Annotated in this window: 16 protein-coding genes; 4 read left to right on the top strand and 12 right to left on the bottom strand. The window is 58.8% G+C overall.

Going from position 1 to position 22,914, the window contains the following annotated elements; all coding sequences use genetic code 11:
- Positions 1-255: 255 nt before the first annotated feature.
- Entirely contained in the window at positions 256-717 is a 462-nt protein-coding gene (gene nrdR / locus HMPREF3048_RS05215) for a transcriptional regulator NrdR (protein ID WP_070422341.1), read from the top strand.
- On the opposite strand, the gene hrpA is transcribed toward nrdR, so the two are convergent.
- Both hrpA and HMPREF3048_RS05205 read right to left on the bottom strand, forming a co-directional pair.
- A complete protein-coding gene (gene hrpA, locus HMPREF3048_RS05210) occupies positions 714-4,652 on the bottom strand; it encodes an ATP-dependent RNA helicase HrpA (protein ID WP_070771395.1) in 3,939 nt (1,312 codons plus the stop codon). The genes nrdR and hrpA overlap by 4 nt on opposite strands.
- Before the next feature lie 15 nt (positions 4,653-4,667).
- Positions 4,668-5,624, bottom strand: coding sequence for a hydrogen peroxide-inducible genes activator (locus tag HMPREF3048_RS05205; RefSeq protein WP_070771394.1), 957 nt, complete (start codon positions 5,622-5,624; stop codon positions 4,668-4,670).
- A 115-nt stretch (positions 5,625-5,739) separates the two neighbouring features.
- Here HMPREF3048_RS05205 and HMPREF3048_RS05200 point away from each other — a divergent pair, with 115 nt between their 5' ends.
- On the top strand, positions 5,740-6,336 hold the full coding sequence (locus HMPREF3048_RS05200) for a peroxiredoxin (protein ID WP_070422344.1): 597 nt from the start codon (positions 5,740-5,742) through the stop codon (positions 6,334-6,336).
- A gap of 86 nt (positions 6,337-6,422) precedes the next feature.
- On the top strand, positions 6,423-6,947 hold the full coding sequence (locus tag HMPREF3048_RS05195; protein WP_070451048.1) for an alkylhydroperoxidase, AhpD family: 525 nt from the start codon (positions 6,423-6,425) through the stop codon (positions 6,945-6,947).
- 88 nt (positions 6,948-7,035) lie between these two features.
- Here HMPREF3048_RS05195 and HMPREF3048_RS05190 read toward each other — a convergent pair whose 3' ends face one another.
- The 6 genes from HMPREF3048_RS05190 to HMPREF3048_RS05165 all read right to left on the bottom strand — a co-directional run bounded on the left by HMPREF3048_RS05190 (position 7,036) and on the right by HMPREF3048_RS05165 (position 18,266).
- Positions 7,036-8,064, bottom strand: coding sequence for an ornithine cyclodeaminase (locus HMPREF3048_RS05190; protein ID WP_070771393.1), 1,029 nt, complete (start codon positions 8,062-8,064; stop codon positions 7,036-7,038).
- A 30-nt stretch (positions 8,065-8,094) separates the two neighbouring features.
- Positions 8,095-9,606, bottom strand: a complete 1,512-nt coding sequence (locus tag HMPREF3048_RS05185) for an amino acid permease (protein ID WP_083316765.1) — start codon at positions 9,604-9,606, stop codon at positions 8,095-8,097.
- Between the two features lie 35 nt (positions 9,607-9,641).
- The gene (locus tag HMPREF3048_RS05180) at positions 9,642-13,073 is read right to left on the bottom strand and encodes a bifunctional proline dehydrogenase/L-glutamate gamma-semialdehyde dehydrogenase (protein ID WP_070771392.1); all 3,432 of its coding nucleotides are present in this window, start codon (positions 13,071-13,073) and stop codon (positions 9,642-9,644) included.
- A 203-nt stretch (positions 13,074-13,276) separates the two neighbouring features.
- Positions 13,277-14,524: an NAD(P)/FAD-dependent oxidoreductase gene (locus HMPREF3048_RS05175; RefSeq protein WP_083316764.1), complete on the bottom strand. Its 1,248-nt coding sequence runs from the start codon at positions 14,522-14,524 to the stop codon at positions 13,277-13,279.
- A 104-nt stretch (positions 14,525-14,628) separates the two neighbouring features.
- On the bottom strand, positions 14,629-17,157 hold the full coding sequence (locus tag HMPREF3048_RS05170; RefSeq protein WP_070771391.1) for a DEAD/DEAH box helicase: 2,529 nt from the start codon (positions 17,155-17,157) through the stop codon (positions 14,629-14,631).
- A 56-nt stretch (positions 17,158-17,213) separates the two neighbouring features.
- A complete protein-coding gene (locus HMPREF3048_RS05165; RefSeq protein WP_070614511.1) occupies positions 17,214-18,266 on the bottom strand; it encodes a PAC2 family protein in 1,053 nt (350 codons plus the stop codon).
- Between the two features lie 36 nt (positions 18,267-18,302).
- Here HMPREF3048_RS05165 and HMPREF3048_RS05160 point away from each other — a divergent pair, with 36 nt between their 5' ends.
- The gene (locus HMPREF3048_RS05160) at positions 18,303-19,550 is read left to right on the top strand and encodes a DUF4192 domain-containing protein (protein ID WP_083316782.1); all 1,248 of its coding nucleotides are present in this window, start codon (positions 18,303-18,305) and stop codon (positions 19,548-19,550) included.
- Here HMPREF3048_RS05160 and galE read toward each other — a convergent pair.
- The 4 genes from galE to dtd form a co-directional block, all read right to left on the bottom strand.
- Positions 19,547-20,527 carry a UDP-glucose 4-epimerase GalE gene (gene galE / locus HMPREF3048_RS05155; protein ID WP_070771390.1) on the bottom strand — a complete coding sequence of 327 codons (981 nt, stop codon included), beginning with the start codon at positions 20,525-20,527 and terminating at the stop codon, positions 19,547-19,549. The genes HMPREF3048_RS05160 and galE overlap by 4 nt on opposite strands.
- Before the next feature lie 19 nt (positions 20,528-20,546).
- Positions 20,547-21,236, bottom strand: coding sequence for a metal-dependent transcriptional regulator (locus HMPREF3048_RS05150; protein ID WP_070422350.1), 690 nt, complete (start codon positions 21,234-21,236; stop codon positions 20,547-20,549).
- Between the two features lie 129 nt (positions 21,237-21,365).
- Positions 21,366-22,355, bottom strand: a complete 990-nt coding sequence (locus HMPREF3048_RS05145) for a sigma-70 family RNA polymerase sigma factor (RefSeq protein ID WP_070422351.1) — start codon at positions 22,353-22,355, stop codon at positions 21,366-21,368.
- Positions 22,356-22,473: 118 nt separating this feature from the next.
- A complete protein-coding gene (gene dtd / locus HMPREF3048_RS05140; protein ID WP_070422352.1) occupies positions 22,474-22,908 on the bottom strand; it encodes a D-aminoacyl-tRNA deacylase in 435 nt (144 codons plus the stop codon).
- Positions 22,909-22,914: the final 6 nt, after the last annotated feature.

Genomic DNA, 22,914 nt, shown 5'->3' with positions numbered 1-22,914 from the left:
CTTGACGTTATTGATCGAAAGGGTGAGCGTACAGAGAACCTAGGTCATGGACGTCGGGAATATGTATCTGAGGCATTCGAATCTCACCGCGAGGGCAAGGAAGGTTTCGTCTTAGCAGCGTTGCTGACTGGAGCGCTTTTAGCCGGCTCTGCGTTTGGTGGAGTGTTTAGTGATGCAGGCCAGGTGCCGGGGTCGTCCCAGCCGGTTTTCATCGCAGACTCTGAGGTGGTCCGCTAGAGGGGTAGTCTGAGCCCTATGTATTGCCCCTTCTGTCATAACGAACAGACCAGAGTCGCTGACTCCAGACTTGTCGAAGCAGGCTCTGCAATTCGCCGTCGCCGTGAATGTACAGAATGCGGTGGTCGATTCACCACTGTTGAAAACGCGGTACTCACCGTCGTCAAACGTAATGGAGTAAGTGAGCCGTTCGACCGCGACAAGCTCATCGTTGGTGTGCGGCGTGCATGTCAAGGTCGGGACGTTTCCGACGATGCACTGAAGCGCCTCGCACAAGAAGTCGAAGAAATCGTGCGTGCGCAGGGCAGCTCGCAGGTTCCTGCTCACGAGATTGGTTTGGCAGTACTCGAGCCACTTCGTGCGCTTGACGAGGTTGCATACCTGCGCTTCGCATCTGTGTATAAGTCGTTTGAAAGTGCCGACGATTTCGAGTCGGAAATCAGGCTTATGCGTCGGCGCGACCGCGAAGAATATCGCTAGCGCAGCGCATCAATTTTCTTCTCAATCCGGCGCTGGCTGACCGGTCGGGGAGTGCCAAGTCGCTGCGCGAACAAACTGACCCGCAACTCCTCAATGAGCCAAAGAATATCCTTGTAGGCCCGCGTCTTCGACCGTTGTGCGGGAAGTCGCTTCATATGATCAGCAAGGTAGCGTTTCACCCCATCGACAACTTCCTGGCGGTCAGCATCTCGGTCCGGGTCCAGACGCATATCCTCCAGCCGGATCCGCATCGCATCGATATAGCGCGGCAAATGCTGCAAGTGCTGCACCCCATGAACCGTTATTGCGTGACGGGGGAGGTAGAAGACGAGCTGCGAACGCATGTCATCAATCGCAGGCCCCTCCCACTGATCGAGCTCCACCGAAATGTCGGCGTACGCGGCAAGCGCTGGAGCAGTGTTGACCACAGCACGCCTTACACCACCCGAGACCTGTGGCTTAATCTCGGCGAGAAGGGCGTCGAACTCCTCCGGAGTGCGCACCGGGCCCCCGTGCGACATCATCAGATCGCGAATCACTGCTACACGAGCATCCTCGACCAGGTCATTTGCTCCGCCGTGGGGATAGCGGTCAACAGCGACCTTGTGGCGCAGCGGTAGGCCCTTGGTCATCTGCTGCGCATTCACGTTGATTTCGCGCAACAGCAACGTCAGTGTCGCAGTGACCATCGACGCGTCGGCGGCAGCCTTCGTCGGATGCACCGTGACCTTGACACCGTCTTTTGTAGCTTCGAGTGCTGGGTAAGCATCAACCTCGTTACCGTCGATTGTTGTGGTCACAGTCTCCGGTACAGCGCCGAGCGAGTCCGACGTCCACTTTTTTACAGACTCAGACTCCGATTGGCGTCCAGCTTTGGATACAGACGACTTAATCTTGCCCGCCTGACGGCGTTTTAACGCTGCGAGATCCTTGTCGTGGTCGACGATCTTGCCGCGGCGGTCGATTGCCGCATAGGTAACCTGCAAGTGCGGTGGCAACGCCTGGGGGTTGAAATCCGTGGCGTTAATACCGCGGCCACCAACGCTTCGAAGCGCATCGGCGAGCGCTTCAGTAAACGGGATGTCCGTGTTGACGTCCTCGGGCATTACCTCGAGTGCACGCTGCGCAAAGTCGGGGGCGGGGACGACGGTTTTACGTAACGCCTTCGGTAGGGTGCGGATCATCTCGGCAGCGAGTTCAGAGCGCAAGCCTGGGACGAGCCAATCGAAGCCGTCAGGGTCAAGGTTTGCCAGGAGTGGCACGGGTACCTCGACAGTGACTCCATCAAACGGGTCGCCCGGTTCGAACTTGTAGCGCAGTGCGTATTCCACGGAGCCCTGGCGCTTGGCCTCGGGAAAGGCGGTCGCAGAGGCGTCAACGTTGTCGTCGTCAAGCAATGCGTTCGGATCGAAGTCCAAATAATGCTTGTCTTTCGCACGCTGTTTCTTCCACCACGAATCAAAGTGGCGAGCGGTGGTGACATTGTCGGGCAGGCGAGCGTCGTAAAAGTCGAACAACGTATCTTCGTCGACGACAAGGCCGCGGCGGCGAACCTTTTCCTCGACCTCGGCTGCTTCCGCAAGCAACGCTTCATTGTGGTCGATGAACTTATGGTGACGGTTCCAATCGCCCTCCAGCAACGCGTGGCGGATGAACATTGTGCGCGCAGCGGCAGGATCCACCCGGTGGTAGGGAACAAGCCGATCACGCACGATGGTCACGCCGTAAAGCATGGATTTTTCGTGGACCATCGCTGCGGAACGCTTACGCGACCACACAGGTTCCGAATAGGAGTGTTTGAGCAGGTCGCCGGCGGCACGCTCAACCCAAACAGGTTCGATCTTGGCTACGTCACGAGCCCAGAGCCGTGACGTTTCGACGAGTTCAGCGGCCATGAGAAACTCCGGAGGCCGCTTAGCCAGCGACGAGCCGGGAAAGACCATAAACCGTGTCCCGCGCGCTCCCTGAAACTCTTTGGAATTGCCGTCACGCGCGCCGATATTGGAGAGCAAACCAGTCAAGAGCGACTGGTGGACTGCAGCTGCATCGCGCTCACCCGCGACACTATCGGCGGGAGACCAGCCGAGCTGTCGCTCCACGTCGCGCAATTGGCGGACAAGATCGCGCCACTCACGGATGCGCATGTAGTGGAGGAACTCGCGCTTCATACGCTTACGGAATGCGTTGCCGGACAGCTCGTCGCGGGAATCGCCGATGTAATCCCACAGTTTCAGCGATGACAGGAAGTCGGACTCTTTGTCCTTGAAGCGGGCGTGTGCTTGGTCGGCCTGGGCCTGGTACTCCAAGGGGCGTTCTCGAACATCCTGGATGGTCATGGCTGCGACGATGACAGTGACGTCATCGAGCACGCCGAGGCGATTGGCCTCCACCAGCATGCGGGCCATCTTGGGGTCCACAGGAATGCGGGAAATATCGCGGCCAACGTTGGTGAGGGTCGGTGCGCCACCACGTTCTTTTTGCGAGATCGCCCCCAATTCGTGCAGCAGCATAAGTCCGTCGCGGACCGCCTTATGGTCAGGCGCCTGGATGAAGGGGAACTCATTGATATCCCCAAGCCGCAGCGAGATCATCTGCAAGATGACTGACGCCAAGTTTGTGCGCAGAATCTCCGGGTCAGTGAACTCTGGGCGCGCTTCGAAGTTCTCCTCCGAATACAGGCGGATGGCAATGCCGTCGGCGGTACGGCCTGATCGGCCCGAACGCTGGTTCGCGGAAGCCTGGGAGATTTCCTCGATAGGCAGACGTTGGACCTTGGTGCGTGTCGAATACCTCGAGATACGCGCCAGGCCAGTGTCCACCACATAGTGGATGCCCGGCACGGTCAGAGACGTTTCGGCGATGTTTGTCGACAACACAATGCGACGACCCGAGTGTGGGGAGAACACACGGTGCTGCTCCGCGTTGGAGAGGCGACCGAACAGCGGAACAACCTCAACGCCACGCCAGTGCTGCTTCTCAATCGCCTCCATGCAGTCACGGATGTCGCGCTCTGAAGAGAAGAAACACAGAATGTCGCCGTTGCCCTCACCCATAAGTTCTTTGCAGGCGGCGACGACACCGTCGATCAAGTCGGTGTCAATCTCCTTGATGGAGCCGTCTTTTTTCTGAATCTGCTCAACCAGTGGTCGGTAGCGGATTTCGACTGGGTAAGTACGCCCGGAGACCTCGATAATCGGAGCTGGGTTGCCCTCGGCGTCGGCGAAGTGGCTGGCAAATGCCTCCGGGTCAATGGTCGCAGATGTGACAATCACTTTGAGGTCCGGCCGCTTGGGCAGCAGTCGCTTGAGGTAGCCCAGCAGGAAGTCGATGTTGAGTGAGCGCTCGTGGGCCTCGTCGATAATGATCGTGTCGTACGCGTTGAGGAAGCGATCGCGCTGCATCTCTGTGAGCAAGATGCCGTCCGTCATCAGCTTGACCGCAGTAGACGGGGATACTTTGTCGTCGAAACGAATGGCGTAGCCGACAGATTCACCGATGTCCTGGCCGAGCTCGTCGGCGATGCGCTCCGCAACGGTGCGAGCGGCGAGTCTGCGCGGCTGCGTGTGTCCAATCAGTCCACGCCGGCCACGCCCCATCTCCAGCAGCATCTTTGGAATCTGGGTGGTCTTGCCCGATCCCGTCTCGCCGGCGATAACAACGACCTGGTTGTCGCGCACCAGTTCCATGATGTCGTCGCGGCGCGCAGACACCGGCAGGTTTTCCGGGTAAGTAATTTCAGGGATCAGAGCATCGCGCTTCTCGACGACACCCCGTGCCCTCTCAATATCCTTCCCAATCGCCCGCAGCGCATCCGGCGCGCTCGCATTTTTGAGTCGCCTACGGAACCGTCGAACATCCGCAATCGGTACAGCATCGAGCGCATCGTAGAGCTGCGGCTTCGGCGGGGCGGGGGAGGAGGAAGAATGATCAGTCATAGCCAGAGGCAGAGCTTAGCGCGGAAGCAGGGATTTACCTGATTCCAGGGCTCGCTCATACGAAGCCTTCGCGAGTTGCCCTAACTGCTCGAACTCCGCAACACGCTGCGAGGACGCGCGGTAGACCAAGCTCACCGTGCGTTGCGCCTGTACGCCGTTTGCAAACGTTGCGGAAGCGACTCCGGGGCGAGAGCACTCAGTGCCTACCGCGGAGGCCGGAATCAACGTTGACCCCAGCCCTGCCACGACCAACTGGACGATCGTGGTCAGTGACGATGCGCGTGTCACAGCATGCTTGCGCGCGCCGGGAGTTGCCTCAGCGATCTTGCACAGCTCCACAATCTGATCCCGCAGACAGTGGCCGTCATCCAGTAGTAAAAGGTTGAGGTCCTTCAGGCTGTCCAGCCCCAAATCGGTGCGGCCGGCAAGTGGATCGTCCGGATTGGTCACTGCCACAAACGGCTCGTCGTAAAGCGGCAATTGCTCCAAACCTGGTGCGTGCGTCGGAGTGGCAAGCACTGCCAGATCGAGTTGCCCGTCGCGCAACATTTGTAACAGTTGATCCGTTTGGTTTTCTACGATGCGCGGTTCCAAATCCGGGTAGTTTTCCTCGATCCCAATAAGCACTCCCGGAAGGAGATACGGCGCAATTGTAGGGATGATGCCAATGTTCAGTGGGCCGGCGAGCTCGCCGAGCGCTCCGCGCGACTGGGCAAGAAAAGCATCGGCAGCGTCGAGGGTTGCCTTCGCATATGGCAACAGCGCTTCACCGGTGGGGGTGACGATCACGCGCCGGGTGGAACGCTCGATAAGTTGCAGGCCAAGACCATTTTCAAGCGACGCCAAAGCCTGTGACAGGGAAGGCTGGGAGATGCCAAGTTTCGCTGCTGCGCTCACAAAGTGTTTCTGTTCTGCAACCGTGACAAAGGTACGGATCTGTGCGAGTGTCGGTTTATACTCTCGATTGCTCATACTTATGAATCCTACACCGGCTAATAGGTTTTTGGTTGCAACCTTCTGCGAACTGTGTCATACTGTTTTACGTCCGAAACACATTCGTTTGACCAGATTCTTTTGGAGGATCATCATGCCGATCATGACCGTTGGAGAGCGTTTTCCGGAGTTCGACCTTCTCGCACTGAAGGGTGGCAACCTGAAGGAAGCTAACGCTGCTTCCCCGGACGACTACTTCGAGCGCGTCTCCCTGGATAAGTACGAGGGCAAGTGGAAGGTCATCTTCTTCTACCCGAAGGACTTCACCTTCGTTTGCCCGACCGAGATCGCCGCATTCGGCAAGCTCAACGAGGAGTTCGAGGACCGCGACACCCAGGTGCTCGGCGGCTCCATCGATAACGAGTTCTCGCACTTCAACTGGCGTGCAACCCACGAGGAACTGCTGGACATCCCGTTCCCGATGTTCTCGGACATCCGCCACGACCTGATCCGCGCCCTCGGTGTTGAGAACGCTGACGGTGTCGCAGACCGTGCAACCTTCATCATCGACCCGGACGGCATCATCCAGTTCGTGTCCGTCACCCCGGACGCTGTTGGCCGTAACGTCGACGAGGTCCTGCGTGTCCTCGACGCTCTGCAGTCTGAAGAGGTCTGCGCTTGCGATTGGCAGAAGAACGACCCGACCAAGAACATCGACAAGATGGCTGTGGTCCAGGAGTCCCTGAAGTAGCACCCGAACTTTAGTTTCCGTGCCGCCCCGCGCTCCTTAACGCTGGAGTGGCGGGGCATTCCCATACCAACCGAAAGGATCAACGTATGTCTATCGATAACCTGCGCAACGCACTTCCCGAGTACGCAAAGGACCAGAAGCTCAACCTTGGTTCGCTGACCCGCTCGACCGAGCTGAATGAGCAGCAACTGTGGGGCACGCTCGTCGCCTCCGCGGCCGCGACCCGCAACGCAACCGTCATCTCCGAGATCACCGACGAGGCCAAGGAGCACCTCTCCGAGGAGGCCATCGACGCAGCCTTCGGTGCGGCCACTGTCATGGCGATGAACAACGTCGCGTACCGCGCTAAGGGCTGGTTGGGTGACGACTACGCCAACGTGAAGTTCGGTCTTCGCATGAACATCATCTCCAAGCCGGGCGTGGAAAAGGCTGATTTCGAGCTGTGGTCGCTCGCCGTTTCCACCATCAATGGTTGCGAGCACTGCGCTGTCGCCCACGCCAACACCGTCCGCGAGGAAGGCCTGACCAAGGAACAAGTCTGGGAATCCATCAAGATTGCCGGTGTTGTCCAGGCTGTTGCCCAGACGATCACCATCGAAGACGCACGCTAAGCCACTAGCGCGTATCGACGATTAAACGCCGCTGGCCCCGAACCTTTCTGTTCGGAGCCAGCGGCGTTTCGTCGTTAAGCAGAGCGCGCTACATGGGGCTGAGCACCTTGGTGGTCAGCGAGAACAGGTCCTTCGGATCATCCGGATCGGCGACCAACTCAATATAGGTCTGGAAGTCGGTGCCAGCAGTCGAGTCGCGCAGGTAGCGCAGGGCGGAGAAGTCCTCGATAGCAAAGCCCACGGAGTCGAACAGCGTGATCTCCTCATCGCTGGAGCGGCCCGGGACCTTGCCTGCGATGACCTTCCACAGTTCGACAACCTCGAAGTCCTCGTCCTTGTTCTGGATCTCGCCTTCGATGCGGGTCTGTGGAGGGAACTCGACGAACACGGTGGCGTCGTCAAGAATGCGCGGATCAAGCTCCGTCTTGCCGGGGCAGTCGCCGCCCACACCATTGATGTGGACGCCCGGGCGAACCAACGAGTAGTCCAGGATGGTGTTCTGGGCCTTGTCGGCGGTGCAGGTCGTAATGATGTCTGCGCCTTCGAGCGCATCCTCAACGCTGTCGGCGATGTAGACCTCGATGCCGAGTGGCTCGATATTGCGGCGGAACTTCTCCATAGCGTTCGGGTCGATATCGAAGATGCGAACCCGCTCGATGCCCAGCGCCGCACGGAACCCGAGTGCCTGGAACTCCGACTGCGAACCGGAGCCAATCATCGCCATGACCTCAGAGTCCTTGCGGGCGAGGTACTTTGCCGCCATTGCGGAGGTTGCAGCAGTACGAAGTGCAGTGAGCAAGGTCATCTCGGCTTCAAACGTGGGGTAGCCGTTGTCTACGTCAGCCAGGAAACCGAAAGCGGTCACAGTTTGGAAGCCACGAGCCGGGTTCGACGGGTGGCCGTTGACGTACTTGAATCCGTACTCGACTGAGTCGGAGGTGGGCATCAGTTCGATGACACCGATCGGGGTGTGGCTAGCCACGCGCGGAATTTTGTCGAATTCTTCCCAGCGGACGAAGTCCTTTTCGATGTATTCGAGGATGCCGGCGATGATCTTCTCCACACCGTGGTGGTCGATCCAGCGGCACATGTTGGTGACGTCGACGAGTTGAGTCATACGGGTAGTTCCTTTCAAAAATGTGGGGAATTAATGGGCAACGATTGGGGGATCGATATCAGGGGCTTGTTCACCAGTGACGTGCTCGTAGTTTACGTGCGAGCGTGAAATGAACTCGACGCGATCGCGGACCTTGAACCAGCCGAACGCAAGCGCCGGCCACATCAGCAGCGACACAATCAGTGTCCAGGTGCCAATTGGGTAGTCGAAGGCCATGAGCACGACAACCAGCCCAAGGAACAGCAGCGAGACAATATCGGTGAACGGCGAGAATGGTGCGCGGTAATCCGGACGGGTGTACTTGCCCTGCCGGGCCAGCCGCACAAAGCGCATGTGCGACAGGGAAATTGCCGCCCAGGACGCCATCGTGCCAAGTGCCGCGATATTCAACACAACCTCGAACGCTGCCTCCGGCACGAAGTAGTTGAGCACAACGCCGAACAGGGCGACGCCGGTGGTCATCAGAATGCCACCGTAGGGCACACCACCCTTGGTGACCTTGCCTGCCCACTGCGGTGCGGAACCGGCCTTGGACAGCGAGTACATGATGCGGCCCGTGGAGTAGAGGCCGGCGTTCAGGGAGGACAACGCAGCGGTGATGACCACCAACTGAGTGATAGGACCGGCGTACGGCACGCCGATGGAGTTGAAGAAAGTCACAAACGGTGACTCGTCACCGGAGTACTGGGTGTACGGCAGCAGCATGCACAGCAGGAGCACGGAGCCGAAGTAGAACACCAGCAGGCGGAAGACAACAGCATTAATCGCCTTCGGGATGTCCTTACGGGGGTTCTTTGCCTCACCAGAGGTCGTGCCCAGCAGCTCGATACCTGCGTAAGCGAACACGACGCCTTGGATCACGATCAGTGCCGGCAGTACGCCGTTCGGGAACCAGCCACCGTGATCGGAGATGAGCGTCAGGCCAGTCAGATCACCACTCGGATTGCCGAAGATGACCATGAAGATGCCGACCGCGAGGAACGTGAGCAGGAACGCCACCTTGATCAGGGAGAACCAGAACTCCATCTCGCCAAAGAACTTCACCGAGACGAGATTCATCCCCGTCACAAGAGCGATGATCGCAAGTGCGATGACCCACTGCGGAATGTCGTTAATCCAACCGTAGAACTGGCCGAACCAGCGAATGTAGATCGCAAGCGCTGTCGCGTCAGCAACGGCGGTCGCTGCCCAGTTGAACCAGTACAACCAGCCCGAGACGTATGCGGCCTTCTCGCCAAAGAATTCGCGAGTGTAGGACACGAACGAACCCGAGGTTGGACGGTGGACAATGAGCTCACCCAGACTCCGCAGGATGAGGTATCCGATGAAACCGCAGAGCAGGTACATCAGGGCTAGCGACGGTCCGGCGGCCTCAAGGCGCGAACCTGCGCCAAGGAACAGACCGGTACCGATCGCCGAGCCAATTGCGATCATGTTGATCTGACGGGTGGACAGCCCTTTCTGCAAGCCGGCGTCTTCGTCAGGAATGACGCCAGCTTTAGGACGAGTTGATGCTTCCGATGGTGGTGGTTTCGTAGTCATCGGGTTCTCCCAGGGTTGTGTCGGTTAGTGGGGGACTAGTTCCTGATGCCGGCCGGGTCGTGGATGACGCCGAAACGGTGCAGGGTTGCGGAGATGGCCTGCTCCAGTAGGTACGGGAGCAACTCACGTCGACCGTCGATGAGCGCCGGGCTATCAAAAACGGCGGTGGTGATGTCGCCGTAGATGTCTGCTGGGGCATCACCGATAACGCGGATGCGCGACGGGGTGCCTTCCACACGGTTCGCATCGACCGTGATCGCAGCAGCCTCCAGATCCGAGGCGATTTCCGCAGGAGCAACGACACGGATCTCGGAGCCGGTGATCGCTGCTGCGAGCAGCTGGCGGTAGACATCGCGCAAGCGGTAGTTCTCACCGACGTAGATCACGACCGGCTCGAGCGTGTTGCGGTAACGGAAGATGTTCGCCTCCGAGCGAAGACCAGAGTGGTCGTGACCACGACCGAACTCGCGGTCCCATGCGCGCTGGTCGTACTCAGCAGCACGGGAGAGCCAGCCGTAGTCCTCCGCATCGACGTTCGGGCGGAACGCCTCCAGCTGCTCCTGGATATCGGCGGAGATGCTCACGCCCGGCGACGGAGCCACACCATCGCGGTCACGCCACGTGCCCATCTGTGCCACATAGTTCGGGCCACCAGCCTTCGCGCCTGGGCCGACCGAAGACTTCTTCCAGCCACCGAACGGCTGACGCTGCACGATCGCACCGGTGATACCGCGATTGACGTAGACGTTGCCAGCTTCCACACGGTCGAGCCAGGTATTGATCTCGTCGCCGTCAAGGGTGTGAATACCCGCAGTCAAGCCGTAGCCGGTGGAGTTCTGCCACTCAATAGCCTCATCGAGGTCCTTGGCGTGCATGATGCCCAGGACCGGTCCGAAGCACTCGTTCTGGTGGTACCAGGAGCCAGGCTTAACGTTGTCGCGGATACCGGGGCTCCAGAACTTGCCTTCATCATCGAGCTTCTTCGGCCGGAGCAACCACTTCTCGCCCGGTTCGAGCTTGGTCAAACCGCGCTGCAGCTTCTCGCCCGGAGCTTCAATCAAGCCGTTCATCGTGGTGGAGAGCTCGGTGCCTGGGCCGACCACGAGAGTGGAAGCAGCGTCAAGGAGCTGGCCACGAATACGCTCAGACTCGGCCGCGGAGCCGACGAGAATTGCCAGCGACGCCGCGGAGCATTTCTGGCCGGAGTGGCCGAATGCCGACAGATACAGGTCGTTGATCGCCAGATCCGGGTCGGCGGACGGCGTGATGATGATGGCGTTCTTGCCCGAGGTCTCAGCCATGACGTTAAGTTGCGGGTTCCACGACTTAAACAGCTGGGCTGTCTCAGATGCGCCGGTGAGGATGATGGCGTCCACGGCGTCGTCGGTAAGCAGTGCCTTGCCCGCCTCACCTTCGTCAGCGCGAACGTACTGCACCGTATCCGGGTCGATGCCCTTCTCTGCGAAGACTGCCTGGATGCAATCCGCGATCAGCTTGGCACACTGCGTTACCTGCGGTGCCGGCTTCAGGATCACAGCAGAGCCTGCCGCCAACGCCGCCATGACACCACCGGTCGGAATAGCGACCGGGAAGTTCCACGGCGGAACAACCACCGTGAGCTTGTTCGGTTCGAACTCTGCCTCAATGTCGTCGAGGTGACGGGCGCTATCTGCATAGTAGTCGCAGAAGTCGATCGCCTCGGAGATCTCTGGGTCAGACTGGTCGACAGTCTTGCCGGCCTCGTGAGCCGCAACGGAGACGAACTCGCCACGGCGGCGTGCGATCTCGTCGCCAATCGCCTCCAGCACCTCTGCACGCTCGTTGGCGGACAGGGCACCCCACTTCTTCTGCGCCTCGAGAGCGCGCTCGATGTTGTCACGGATAGCAGCAGGATCGGTGATCTCCTCACCGGTGTCGATCGATGGCGGAGTGCTCAGGTGCTTGATCGCCCAAGCACGGTTGGCCTCAAGGGCAGGATCCGTATCCGGCTCGTTGAAGAAGCGGCCGGTCGTTGCGGAAGCATGTGCGACGTGGCGCTCAGTTTCCGTATTACGGTCTTGCGTGCGGTTCGGGCCATTGTGCACGTCCCAACGGTTGCCGACAGCCCAGCGGAAGACGTTCTCTTGCTCCTTAATCGGATCACGGTCCTCAGTCTTCGGAGCGAACAGGGCATGCAGGAAGTTCTGCGGGGCAGCGTTCTCCTCGAGACGACGCACCAGGTAGCTCACCGCCACGTCGAAGTCATCGCGGCCGACAACCGGGGTGTACAGGATCTGGTCGCCGTACACCTCGCGCACGATTTCCTGCTGCGCAGGGGACATGCCCTGCAGCATCTCAGAGTCGATCATCGCGGTGACACCGCGACGCTGTGCCAACTCGTATGCCAACGCAGACGTGAACAGGTTGTGCGAGGCGATACCGATAGAAACCGCATCTGCAAACTCAGGGCGCAGGATGAAATCCAGCAGGCGGTAGTAGTTTGCGTCCACCTCATCCTTGGTCAGGTACGGAGCCTGCTCCCAACCCTTGACTTCAGCGTGGTGGCGTTCCATGGACAGGTTCGCACCCTTGACCAGACGGATCTTGATCTTGGAGCCACCGTCGGTCACACGCTTCTGGGCGAAGTCGGCCAGGTACTCGAGAGCACCAAGCGTGTCCGGCAAGTACGCCTGAAGCACAATGCCGCCCTGGTAGTCCTTGAACTCCTCTTCGCTGAGCAGCTGCGTGAACACGTCCAGCGTGAGATGCAGGTCGTGGTACTCCTCCATGTCCATGTTGATGAACACCTGAGGGCTACGGTCGCGCGCAGCGCGGTACAGCGGGCGGATGCGGTCCTTGACCAATCGAACGCATTCGTCGTAATCCCAGTGGTTGAGCTGCGACACCATCGACGATGCCTTGACGGACACATAGGTAACGCGTGGGTTCTTGATCAAATTGAGGGTGCGTTCTGCACGATCTGTTGCTTCCTTCTCGCCGAGGACGGCCTCACCGAGCAGGTTCAAGTTGAGCTGCTCACCACGCTTCTGTGCGTTGTCGAGAAGCTTGTTCAGTGCGTCACTTTCGGCATCGAGAACCAGGTGGCCAACGAGCTGGCGGAGACGGGCACGTGCCGCAGGAACAACTACGTTTGGCAGGAATGGGCCGACGAAAGCACCAATTCCGACGAGCAGAGAGTTGATCTGGCCGAGGAATCGGGCGTCGACACCGCGCGTGATCGCTCGCAGTGCGTGTGCTGCGACACGGTTGCTTTCCGGTCGCATGACGCGGTCAACGAAGTCCATGGTGAAGCGGACACCGTTTTCGTCGCGAAGCAACTCAGCGAGCTGCTGGGTGGAGGCGTCGTCGGCGTCTGCTTCGGCGGTAGCTTCCATCCAGTGGTAGGCGCGAGCAACAGCTGCCTCGATTACTGCCTCGAGGTCATCGCTATTCGACGGCGCGATCTGGTTGGTGCTCAGTTGTGGCATTTGTGTTCCTTATCACTCAAAACTGACCAATGTGACAGGGATTAAGATAAGGCACAACTGCGATTTTCAATGCAATTAGATGCCGTCGCACGAGTCGTGCGAGGAAACCTGCAGCGCACAGCGTTGACGGGTGGGGAAAACGGGGGATAAAAATAACCCCGCCACATGCATAGTGCAGTGACGGGGTTTGAAACGTTGGTGCGTTACAGGCCACCGAACGGGCCGCGCAGCGGGTCGAATGGCTTGATCGTCTCGTCGATCTCGCCGGTCACAATCTGCTTTGCCAGCATCTTGCCGGACAGCGGGCCCAGGATGATGCCCCACATGCCGTGACCACCGTTGGTGTACACGTTTGGCACCTTCGTCGCGCCAACCAGTGGGAGACCGTCCGGAGTGACCGGGCGGGAACCGACCCACTCGTCCTGGCGATCTTCCCAGTCGATGCCACGGAAGAACGGCTTCGTCGAGTGAATCATCGAGGCAATACGGCCTGGCTGGAACGGCTCATCCGGGCCGCGGAACTCCATCGTGCCTGCAATGCGGAAGCGACCCTGGTACGGGGTGCAGGCGATCTTTGGATCCGGCAGATACACCGGGCAGGTAGCAGGCTCAGCTGTCACAACCGAGAAGGAGTAGCCGCGACCAGCCTGAATCATCGTGTTCACACCAAGCTGTTTAGCCAAGGACGGAAGCCACGCACCGGTTGCCAAAACAACGTTGTCGGCCTGCAGCCACTCCCCGGTGGAAAGCTTCACGGCTGGCTTGCGGGTGGAGGTGACCTCTACGACCTCAACACCCGTCGTGATCTTGCCACCGCGCTCGATAATCGAATCTGCAATGGCCCGGCAGTACGGACCCGGCTCGATGAAGCGCTGACCGCCCATGCGGTAGGTTGCGCCGACCTTCTCGGTCAGCATCGGGGCGTCAGTGCGGGCGTCGTCAAGCGTGATCTGCTCGAAAGGAATATCTTGGCCGTGACGCTGAGCGCCTTCGACTTCCTTGAGGAAGCCGGCGGCTTTGCTCTCGTTTTCGAAACCGATGATGAACGGACCCTCATGTGTGGAGGCCTTCACACCACCTGCTTCGAGCTCGTCGAAAGCAGCGAGGGAAGCAATATCTGCCTTAGTGAGGCGAGCCATGGTCTTGTCCCATGCGCGTCCCGTCGCGTGTGCCATGAAGTTGGCGCAGAAGCGCCACAGTTTCGGGTCGAAACGCACCGGCACATCCAAAGCAGCGTGCTTATCAAACAGTGCGGTCGGGCCGTATGCCCACAGGCTCGAGTTGGACAGCGGGATCGTCTTGCCCGGTGCCAACCAGCCGGCGTTGCCCCAGGAAGAACCGGCCGCAACATCGATGCGTTCGAGAACTTCCACCTCATGGCCATATTCCTGCAGATGCCATGCGGTTGACAGACCGGTCATGCCGGCGCCGACAACAATTGTGCGCGTCACGTTGTGCTCCTTGTCACGCTAGAACCAAAGTTTGCCCCACACAATCTAGCCGGGGTGGATGTGTTTTGGGGCAAATTAGAACTTTCCGTTTCATGCGAGCACTTCTACTGCCCCCGAACCTCCAACGAGGAGACCCGAACCTCACCCGCTTCATCGGATGCGTCGAGATCCACCACACCGTGAATCTGGAACGCGTTGTCGCCTTCGGGGTCGTTAATAATCTGGGTGACCTGCCAGGATCTGCCGGATTGATCACCGATGTGGAAGAATTCAGGACCGCGTGCGTCTGGGCCAAGATCGACATCGTCGTACTCGTCGAAGTAGTCGTCCATCGCCCCCGGCCAATCCACCCGCTCGTCTGTTTCTAGGTAGTCGAGCATCTCGGCCAACTCATCTTCTTTCTCATAAGCGAACAGTTCGACCATTCGGAAGAAGTAGTTGCGGACCATGATTGTGAACGCACGACGGTTGGCGGTCAGTGCGGATGGGTCTTGTACACCAAACGCCAGCTCTCGGTCGATGGTTTCCTGGCTGACAGGTTCGTCTTCTCCGGTCATGTGCGCCCATTCGTCGATGAGCGACGAGTCCACCTGACGAATCATCTCGCCGAGCCATACGACGATGTCCTCGAGCTCGTCGTTCATGTAGGCATCGGGGATGGAGTAGGAGAGCGTGCGCCAAGCATCGGTGAGGTAGCGAAGCACCACACCCTCGGAGCGCGCCAGCCCATATGTGGAAATGAGATCGGAGAACGTCATTGCGTGCTCGATCATGTCCCGCACCACAGACTTCGGCGACGGCTCGAACTCCTTCGCCCATGGGTTGCCTTGGGTGAAGGTATCGAACGCTTCGTCCAACTCGTCGGTCAATGGCTTCGGATAGGTGACATCCTCAATAATCGCCATGCGCTCGGTGTAGTCAACACCTTCAGCCTTTAGCGCAGCAATTTCTTCTCCACGAGCGGCTTTCTCTTGCGCTTGGAGGAGTTGCCTCGGGTCGTCGAGGATCGCTTCAAATGCTGAGATGACATCAAGGGTGTATGTATCCGATTCCGGATCCAGCAGGGTAAGAAACGCCAGTGCGAACGGAGCGAGAGGTTGATTTAGCGCAAAGTCGCGGTCGAGCTCCTGCGTCAGCGTGTATGGGCGAAACGCGGGAGAGTCCGGAGTACGTTCCACCACTCCAGCGTTAATCAGCCCACGGAATAGCTCCACTGCGGTGAGGATGTCCCTGTTCTGCTTCGCACGGTTGTCGTGGTTGTCGCGCAGTAACTTGCGCATGTGCTCGTAGCCGTCACCAGGGCGTGCCACCACGTTGAGCAGCATCGAGTTGCTCACCTTGAACTGGCTTGTCAGCTCTTCGGGTTCAGCGACCTTCAGACGTTCAAAAGTGTTCTCAGACCAGGAAACTTCACCGTCGCGGGCAGATTTCTTCCGTATCTTCTTGAGTTTCTTCGGATCATCACCCGCCTTGCGGCGCAGCTTTACGTTTTCTATCTCGTGTTCGGGTGCTTCCACCACTACAGTGCCTTCGGTGTCGTAGCCTGCGCGACCTGCGCGGCCTGCGATTTGGTGGAATTCACGCGACTTCAAGATGCGCTGGCGAGTTCCGTCGTATTTGGCCAACCCAGTGATGAGCACTGTACGAATCGGCACGTTAATCCCCACACCGAGCGTGTCTGTACCGCAGATGACCTTCAGTAAGCCGGTTTGGGAAAGCCGTTCGACAAGGCGACGGTACTTCGGCAACATGCCTGCGTGGTGGATTCCGATGCCACGACGCACAAGTTTGGACAGCGTCTTGCCAAACGTGGTGGTAAAGCGGAAATTGCCAATCTCTTCAGCGATCCGCTGCTTTTCCTCATCCGTAATGATTTTCATGCTGGTCAGCGCCTGCGCTCGTTCGGTGGCTTCGCGCTGAGAGAAATGCACAACGTAGATCGGTGCCTTGCCGTCGGCGAGCAGCTCCTCAATCGTCTCGTGCACCGGCGTGAACACATAGTGGAAATCCAGCGGAACGGGACGCTCAGCGCCGCCCACATAAGTGGTGGTGCGCCCGGTGCGTTTCGTCAGGTCCTCCTCGAGCCACGCAGTATCGCCTAGTGTCGCCGACATCAGCAGAAACTGTGCCTTTGGCAACTCGAGGAGCGGAACCTGCCAGGCCCATCCGCGCTCCGGCTCGGAATAGTAATGGAACTCGTCCATGACGACCTGGTCGATCCGTGCATGCTCGCCCTCTCGTAGCGCGATATTTGCGACGATCTCCGCTGTGGCTGCAATGATTGGCGCATTGGAGTTCACCGTTGCGTCACCGGTCATCATGCCGACGTTTTCAGCGCCGAAAATCTCGCACAGCGCGAAAAACTTCTCGCTTACCAGTGCCTTAATCGGCGCCGTATAAAACGATCGTTGTCCACGGGCGAGGGCAATGAAATGCGCCGCGTTGGCCACCATGGACTTCCCGGATCCAGTTGGGGTAGCCAAGATAACGTTGTCGCCAGCGAGCAACGCTAGCGAAGCTTCCTCTTGAGCAGGGTAGAGGCTGATACCGCGGGACTCGGTCCACGAGGTAAACGAGTCCCACACCACGTCCTCGAAGAGGGACTCAGGTGCTTCGGCAATGTCGGAGAGCATATCAGTGAGCGTCACGCTCACCACCGTAGCTGACCGCCCCGACATCCCATCAGCATTTAGGATGTTGCGCCGGTGTCACCTTCGCTGTCGTCGTCACTGTCGCCGTCACCTTCTTCAGCGTCGGGGTCGATGAAGTAGTAGTCACGCAAGCGCCGATCAGTGTCCTCATCGTGAGGCAGACTGCGCTGTTGACCACGGTTGCGGTCTCGGTCCTCGATGGCGGTGAGGTAGTTCTCAAAAGCCTCGCTGATTTCCTCACCCGAGGGCATCTGTGCCTCACCGGGCATCATGGCTTGCGGGTGGTGGCGACGGTATTCCTCCATCTCCTGGTCATAGTGTTCCTCCAAGGCCTGGACCACATGGGTGATCTCAGCGGAGTTCGTCGTTTGTTCTGCAAGTTGCTGGGAGACCCGCTTCATGTCGCCTTCCAACGAACCAAGCGGGAAGGTCAACGTGGTGGAATCCTCTACCGACTGCAAGAGCTGGAAAGTTGCGTGCGGGTACGGAGAAGCAGCGACATAGTGCGGGACGTGCGCTGTGTAGCCTGCGACATTTCGCCCACGCTTGTGGAGTTCGCGCTCAATGAGAATTGCGGCGGAGCCAGGAACGCTCACCATACCGTCGAAGGTGTACATCGAGCCGACGAGGTCGGTGTCGTTGCCGTGTGCTGATACCACAAGGGGGCGAGTGTGTGGCGCGCCCATAGGGGCAGCGTAGAGGCAGATCGTTTTATCCACATTGAAACGCTCGACGAGGTCGGCGACTGCATTGCTAAACGCTTCCCAGCGAAGATCCGGTTCAGGCCCGGACAGGAGCAAGAAAGACTTGCCCTTGCTGTCGCGCAGGACCCGCATATCGAGTTGCAGGTCTGCAACGTCTGCGATTTCAGCATGGGCGAGTGTCACCGTTGGGCGTCGTGAGCGGTAGTCGATGAGCTCGTCGTTGCTAAACGTCGCCACCGTATGGGTCTCTAGCGCGGCCTTAAGATGGTCGGCTGCAGACTCAACTGCGTGACCTGCGTCGGCGTAGCCGTGCATGGCAATAATCAGCGCCGGGCCCGATTGGGAGGTGCTGTCCACGGTGGGCGAGGGGTACTCAAGCTCGTACATCTGCTGATCGTAAGTCACGGTTGTAGATCTCCTGAAATGGTATCGCTGATTCCCCCACCACAACGAAGGAAGCGAGCAAAACATTCCCCGTTATGTTTTTGGATGGAACCGAACACTGCTTCAGTGCGTCTGATATTTATGACAGACACTCAACCACAAGGAACTCATTCATCGGATGGTGCTGGCGCGGCGCACCACGACACCTACACATTGCAATCGCCCGCGCACTTGATTGCATCACTTCCTGGAACTCTCGGTTACTTTCCAACTGAAACTGTTTCGCTGATCACCTTGCAAGCGCGTCCGGGGGAACCTGACATCTTGGATGTTGGGCCGTACTTATGCTCTGATTTGGGCAGCACAGAGCAGCTTCGCAACATGCTTGAGCAACTGCCAATAACGCAACGTGTGGCGACGTTTGGCGTGATCATTAGCCGAGTCCCTGATTCGGAGATGGTCAAACAGGCCGTTAAGGAGTTGCGAGACAGTTATCAGGGGATTGTGCCACTGGTCGACGCGTGCTGGTTAGTTTCGGAAGTCGCTGATGGCACCCCGTACCGCCTCGCGTTCTCCAACGAGACGGAGAACGCACAGATCTGGGGGTGGGAGGACACATTCGCTTCGGGTACGGTCGCTTCGGTGATCGCGTCGCCGGCGATGCGGCCGTACATCGATAACGGCTTGCTGCCGGAGCTCGATCGCGCGGATACGTTCGAGCACTTCGACCCGCTATTGCTCAGCGATGCTGTGCGTTGCGACGAGGTCGCGCCCGCTGCGTATCGACGAGGCCTTGACCTAATGGATCTGGTCTCAGTGGCACCTGCTCTTGCGCGCCGGGACGTCGAGCGGGCCTGCGAGCTCTTCGTCTCAACGCCAGCGGATTCGATCATTGACGGGGATGGATACGTTGAACTGAGCGATGTGTTTCAGTCGGATGACGAAGTCGAACTTATCGCCGCGATGCTGAGCAGAAGCCGGTTGCGCGACTGCTTAATCGTCGACGCGCTTGCATACCCGTTCGGGGCATCCGCGGTGATGTTGTGTATCGCGAGGAACTTCACCGGAGCCATTCGGGCCAACGCGTTGTGTCTTTGGGCGATGGTTGCCCTTTCCCAACGCTTGTACGCATGGGCGGGCACTGCGTTGCGGTGCGCAGACGAGGAAGTTCCAGGTCATGCGCTGTCGAATCTGCTGCTGCAAGTGATGCTGGCGGGCAAGGCAGAAGAGATTCTTGAAGTGAGCAGTCGAGCATGCAGAGACACGTGGCTCGAATTCGGAGGTTAACGCGCCGAGTGCGAACGGCTTCCCAGTTCGCGGGTGAACGCCCATGCGTCCTCGACGATTCGGCGTAGATCTGTGCGGGTGGGGTTCCAACCAAGCTCACTTTTGATCTTTTCGGACGACGCGATGAGCACAGCCGGATCGCCTGCACGGCGAGGAGCTACCTCAGCTGGGATGGGATGGACGGTGACTTCGCGACACATCTCCACAACTTCTCGCACCGAATAGCCAGCACCGGAACCAAGGTTATAGATCTTGTGTTGGCCAGGCGTGTTGTTTTCCAAAGCGAGCATGTGGGCGTCGGCGAGGTCGCGGATGTGAATGTAGTCGCGCACGCAAGTACCGTCGTTTGTTGGCCAGTCATCGCCGTACATCATGATCTTGTCGCGGTAGCCCATGGCAACCTGCAACACAATGGGGATGAGGTGGGTTTCAGTGATGTGGTTTTCACCAACACCGTTGTGTGCGCCGGCGACGTTGAAGTAGCGCAGACTCGTTGCGCCGAGGCCGTACGCATTGGCGTAGGACGTGATTGCGTGGTCAATCGCTAGCTTGGAGGCGCCGTAGGGATTCGTTGGACGTGTTGGCGCATCTTCGGTAATCGGCACGGTGTCTGGTTCACCGTAGGTGGCAGCGGTCGAGGAAAACACCAGGGATTTCACGTCGTGCTTGCGCATTGCGTCGAGCAACGCGAGTGATACTCCGACATTGCCATGCCAGTACTTGGCGGGATCCTCCATCGACTCGCCGACAAGCGAGCGTGCAGCGAAATGCAGTACGCCATCGACGTCACCGTCAGCCAGTACGTCGTCGATAACATCGACAATGTTTCCCTCAACGAGCACAGCCTGCTCAGGGACAGCGTAGCGGTTTCCAGTGCTGAAATCGTCGATAACGGTGACGTCGTGGCCTGCTTCAAGCAGTGCTTGCGCGCACACACTTCCGACGTATCCTGCGCCGCCTGTGACTACAAGTTTCATGGGGTTTCTCCTCGAAGCGTTAGTTGAGCGGTTCGACGCGCAGCGCGTGTGCTAGCTCAGATGGAAGTACAACAGTTTCTCCGTTGGCGGTCTTGACTTCCAGCGCGCCGTCTTCAAATGGAGTCAACGTCACTTCTTGGCCGACGAAGTGACCGATGCCTGCAAGGGAGACACCGTCTGTCAACGGGACCTGAAGAATTTCCGAAATCTGCACAACACGCGCTCTGGTCGGTTCCTGGATTCGAAGATCGGTCGCTCGAGTTCCGCGTGTCTCGGGCACCCCCTGTGGTGCTCCCAGCTCTTCCAGTGCGGGGATCGGGTTACCAAATGGGGAGTGGGTGGGGTTATCCAACACTGCGACAAGGCGACGTTCGACCTCTTCGCTCATGACGTGTTCCCAGCGACATGCCTCGTCGTGCACTTTCTCAATATCAAGGCGCAGCACGTCGGTCAGAAGACGTTCCGCGAGACGGTGTTTGCGCATCACCGCGGTTGCGAGTGCGCGCCCTTCCTCAGTGAGGGAGAGGGAACGGTCTTGCTCAACAACGATAAGTCCGTCGCGCTCCATGCGTGCCACAGTTTGCGACACGGTGGGGCCAGACTGCTCAAGCCGTTCAGCGATGCGAGCGCGAAGGGGAGTGATGCCCTCTTCTTCCAGCTCGTAGACCGTTCGCAAGTACATTTCTGTGGTGTCGACGAGGTCACGCACGGTTGTTGGTTCCTTCCACTCGACGAGGCAGCGGCTGTTGCTGCTATAACGAACGTTCGACAAATACTGTAGCCCAGCGATAGTGACCTAAGTCCCATCACTGGGCGTAGTTGTTGTTTTTCCTAATGGCTACATTGCGTAATCGCGAAGACGGTCTGCACGTTCGCCCACACGAAGCTTCGCCATGACTTCGCGTTCGATCTGACGTACGCGTTCCCGGGATAGTCCGTACTGTCGGCCAATCTGGTCCAAGGTGCGCGGCACACCGTCAGTCAGTCCATAGCGCATGCGGATGACATCCTGTTCGCGCTGCTCAAGGCCGTTAATGATGTCTTGAATGTCGTCATGGCGCAGCGTAGTCACGACGGCGTCTTCGGCGTCGGTGGCTTCCGCGTCCTCGATGAAGTCACCCAAAGGCGCCTCTTCATCTGCACCGACCGGCATATCCAAGCTGACGGGGTCGCGGGATTGGCGCAGCAGCATTTCGATCTTGGACTCTTCGATGCCGGACTCTTCGGACAGTTCCTCGTTCGTCGGCTCACGGCCGAGAGATTGATACATTTCGCGACGAATACGTGAGAGCTTGTTGACCTGTTCGACAAGGTGCACAGGGAGGCGGATTGTGCGGGACTGGTCAGCCATACCTCGCGTGATTGCTTGGCGGATCCACCAGGTGGCGTAGGTGGAAAACTTAAAGCCCTTGGCGTAGTCAAACTTTTCCATCGCACGAATAAGGCCGAGGTTGCCTTCTTGGATGAGGTCCAACAGTGGCATTCCGCGGCCGGTGTAGCGCTTCGCAAGCGATACGACCAGGCGCAGGTTCGCCTCGAGGAGGTGCGCGCGCGCCTTGCGGCCTTGCTTAGCGAGGATTGTCAGGTCGCGCTTTTTTGCCCGGGTGAGTTTCACCTCCGGATCGTCGAGAAGATGCTGAGCGTAGAGGCCAACTTCGATCTGTTGGGCAAGCTCGACCTCTTCTTCAGCGTTGAGTAGGGCGGTTTTGCCGATGCCGTTGAGATAAACGCGTACAAGGTCTGCGGATGGGTTGTCGTTGGTCTGATTACGTCGGCTACCGCGGTCGACGTTCTCTTCTTTTTCTGTGGCACGATCCGGCTGGGTCATGTGACAACGCCTCCTCGGACTGGGGTGAAACACTTCATGTTGCATCGGTGCAATCTGATAGACCAACGGTCCGAGGTGAAGAGGTGTTCCCGCGGGCACCATTTATATTCACTGAGCGTTACGTTTCTACCAACACGGTGAACGGCCCTTCGTTGACACTCTGGACTTGCATGTTGGCGCCGAATCGCCCTTCTTCGACATGAATTCCGCGTTCACGCAGTGCCGACGCGATCTTTGCGATGATTGGCTCCGCAACTTCGCCAGGGGCAGCGTCTCCCCACGATGGGCGGCGACCCTTGGCAGTGCGGCCTAAAAGCGTGAACTGGCTGACTAAAAGCACCGGAGCATTGACGTCTTCAACGGACTTTTCCCCGTCGAGAATGCGCAGTTCTGCAATTTTGCGGGCCATCTTTTGCCAGGCTTCTTCGTCGTCTTCGCGGCCAACGCCGACAAGGGCGAGGATTCCGCCTGTCTCAGCGCAATTGATAGCGCCGACAACGTCGCCGTCGACGGTGACGGAAGCCTCGGAAACGCGGGTCAGGACGGCTTTCACAGGATA

This window comes from Corynebacterium sp. HMSC075D04, from assembly GCF_001815635.1.
Taxonomy (GTDB): Bacteria; Actinomycetota; Actinomycetes; order Mycobacteriales; family Mycobacteriaceae; genus Corynebacterium; species Corynebacterium coyleae.
This window is presented reverse-complemented; position numbering and strand designations above follow the sequence as displayed.